General features: G+C 62.8%; 4 protein-coding genes. All 4 read left to right on the forward strand.

The window, feature by feature from the left end:
• Positions 1-1,137: cytochrome P450 (locus WAN02_RS28005; RefSeq protein WP_422268538.1), on the forward strand; the 1,137-nt coding region annotated here is incomplete at its 5' end.
• 47 nt (positions 1,138-1,184) lie between these two features.
• On the forward strand, positions 1,185-1,601 hold the full coding sequence (locus WAN02_RS28010) for a limonene-1,2-epoxide hydrolase family protein (RefSeq protein ID WP_325683543.1): 417 nt from the start codon (positions 1,185-1,187) through the stop codon (positions 1,599-1,601).
• Between the two features lie 90 nt (positions 1,602-1,691).
• The gene (locus WAN02_RS28015) at positions 1,692-2,243 is read left to right on the forward strand and encodes an isochorismatase family protein (protein ID WP_422268540.1); all 552 of its coding nucleotides are present in this window, start codon (positions 1,692-1,694) and stop codon (positions 2,241-2,243) included.
• A 31-nt stretch (positions 2,244-2,274) separates the two neighbouring features.
• Positions 2,275-2,915: thiamine pyrophosphate-binding protein (locus WAN02_RS28020; RefSeq protein WP_422268542.1), on the forward strand; the 641-nt coding region annotated here is incomplete at its 3' end.

A 2,915-nucleotide genomic window follows, 5' to 3' on the forward strand; every position in this document is an offset into this window, starting at 1 on the left:
GTCTACTACTACGAGCCGTTGGACATCTTCGTGCTCACCAAGATCGATGACATCCGCGAGGCTGCCCGCCAGGCCGGCATCTTCTCCTCGGGGCATGGGTTGTTCCTCAACGACCTGCGCATGCAGAAAGACAACGTCGCCGAGGAGTCCGTGTTCGACGGGTTCTTCCCCAGCGGCGCCGAGCATTTCGCGTTCGCCGACCCGCCTCGCCACAAAATACTGCGCGGCCTTATCACGCCGGCCTTCGCGGTCCGCAACATCAATGACATGAAGCCGCTGATCGAGCAGTACATCACCGAACTGATCGACAAGATCCAGCCCGGGGTCCCGATCGACTTCGTCGCCGAAATCGCCGACCGGCTGCCCATCATGATCGCCACCCGCCTACTGGGAATTTCGGTGCAAGACACCGAAATGGTCAAGAATTGGAGCGATTCCCTCGAGGACATGAACTCCGTTGACACCATCGAGGAGATCGAAGCCGCCAAGGCCACCTTCGCCTCGATGAACGCGGTGTTCGAAGAGGAGTTCGCCCGCCAGCGCGTCGCTCCCGGCAGCGGCCTGGTCGCTGACATGTTGCAGGCCAGCCTTGACGGGCACCCGGTCTCGGATGCCAATATCTTGGCGTACAGCACCACGGTGTTGGCGGCCGGCAGCGACACCACTAGGGCCTTGCTGACGGGCACCATGTTGGCGTTCGCCGACTTCCCGGACCAGCTGACGCGCCTCAAAGAGGATCGGTCGAGGATAAACCTCGGAATAGAGGAGGCGCTGCGCTGGGTGACCCCGGCCCGCTCGTTTGTGCGGACCGCGCTGCAGGACACGGAGATTCGCGGTACGAAGATCAAAGCCGGCCAACGGATCTTCCTGCTCTTCGCGGCAGGCAACTTCGACGAGGAGGCCTTCACGAATCCGCATACGTTCGACGTCGGTCGTGCAAACGCGACCCAGCATGTCGCGTTCGGGTTTGGACCCCACATGTGTATCGGGGCACAACTGGTTCGCTTGGAAATGAGGATCTTCCTCAACCAGCTTCTCGACCGGTTCTCGCGCATCCGCAAGGTCAGTGAGCCGACCCCCGTTCTCCATGTGTTGCGGCACAGCTGGTTCGACGCGCCATTGGTCTTCGACGAGTAGCGACCCCACAAACTCACCGTGATTGCTGACAGAAAGGAACCCGCACCATGACCGATCAACCACATGTCGAGAGCGTTCTAAAGTTCTTCGACGAATGGAACACCGACTTCCCGACGATGTGTGCGTCGTTTCGCACGTACTTCGCGGAGGACGGGATTTGGTGGAACACTCCGGTTTTCCCCCAGGTTCAGGGCTTCGAGGAGGCATACGAGCAGATCCTGCGGCCCTCCAACGAAAGTTCGTTGGCGATGGACCGTATCCACGTGGAGACGCTCAACATCGCGCAGGTCGGCAACCTCGTCTACAACGAACGGATCGACCACATCGTCCGTGCCGACGGCTCGGTCGCGCTGTCGATTCCGATCTGCGGTGTCATCGAATTCAACGCGGACGGCCGGATCCAGCATTTTCGTGACTACTGCGACACCACCACTCTCGTCGCTGCGATGACCGGTGAAGGATAGCGCCACCCACTCCGGGCCCGTCCGGGTCGACTGACCGCATTACCGAAATTCTCCAACGTCATTCGGGCAAACACCCGGAAAGGAAATCTCATGGCACTCACTGCAATTGACGATAACGCCGCTCTGATCGTGCTTGATCTGCAGGTTGCGACGGCCGGTTTGCCGACCACGCCGAATGCGGCCGCCGACATTTTCCAGCGCTCCTCCGGACTGGCGAAGGCGTTCCGCGACAAGGGCCTGCCGGTGGTGTGGGTGAACGTCGCCGGTGGCAGTTCCGGACGCGTCGAGACGGCCCCTCAGATGGAGGGTCTGCCGGAGAACTGGACCGACCTGCCCGAGGAGCTCGGCGTGCAGCCCTCGGACAAGACGTTCAGCAAGTTCGGGTGGGGCGCGTTTCACGACGACCGGATGGAGGCACTGCTCAAGGAGGTCGGCGCAGGCCAGGTCTTCCTGACCGGCATCACCACCAGCCAGGCCGTGGAGTCGACGGCACGGTCGGCCCATGAACGCAACTACCACGTCGTGGTCGTCACCGACGCCATCGGGGACCTCGACGCCGATGACCACAGCCACAGCCTGGAAAAGGTTTTTCCGAAGCTCGCCGAGCTGGCGACCACCGACGAAATTCTGGCAAGCCTATGACACCGTCGCGCCCACAACGAGATCGATCCTGATGTACGTCCACCAGGCACTGGCTCGAGCCCTGTCCGACCACGACGTTCACGAGTTGTTCGGCGTGGTCGGCGATGCGAACCTGTTCATCGTCGACAGTTTCCGCACCGCGGCGGGCGGACGGTACGTCCCGACGTCCACGGAGGCCAATGCGGTGATGGCGGCCTTCGGCTACGCCCAGGTGTCGGGCAAGCTGGGTGTGGCCACGGTGACTCACGGGCCGGGCCTGACAAATACGGTGACCGCGCTGATCGAGGCGCAGCGCGGCCGTGTTCCGATGTTGGTCATCGCTGGCGACACCCCGATGTCCAAGCACAATCATATCCAAGACGCCGACCAACCAGCGATCGTCGCCGCCAGCGGCGTGCTCTTCCATCAGATGCGCAGCGCCGCAAGCGCGGTCGCCGATCTCGCGGAAGCGGTGTGGATCGCGTGGACCCAGTCGGCACCGGTCGTGCTGAACGTCCCGATCGACATTGAGTGGGAAGAGGTCGACTACCGGCCGATGGTCGGCACACCGACGCTGTCACCCACGGTGGCGGCCGACCAAGACGCCATTGAAGAGGCGGTCGGCGTGATCGCCTCCGCCGACCGGCCGCTGGTGCTGGCCGGTCGGGGGGCGCGAACCGCCGACGCTAGGGC

The organism is Mycobacterium sp. (assembly GCF_049281135.1).
Taxonomy (GTDB): domain Bacteria; phylum Actinomycetota; class Actinomycetes; order Mycobacteriales; family Mycobacteriaceae; genus Mycobacterium.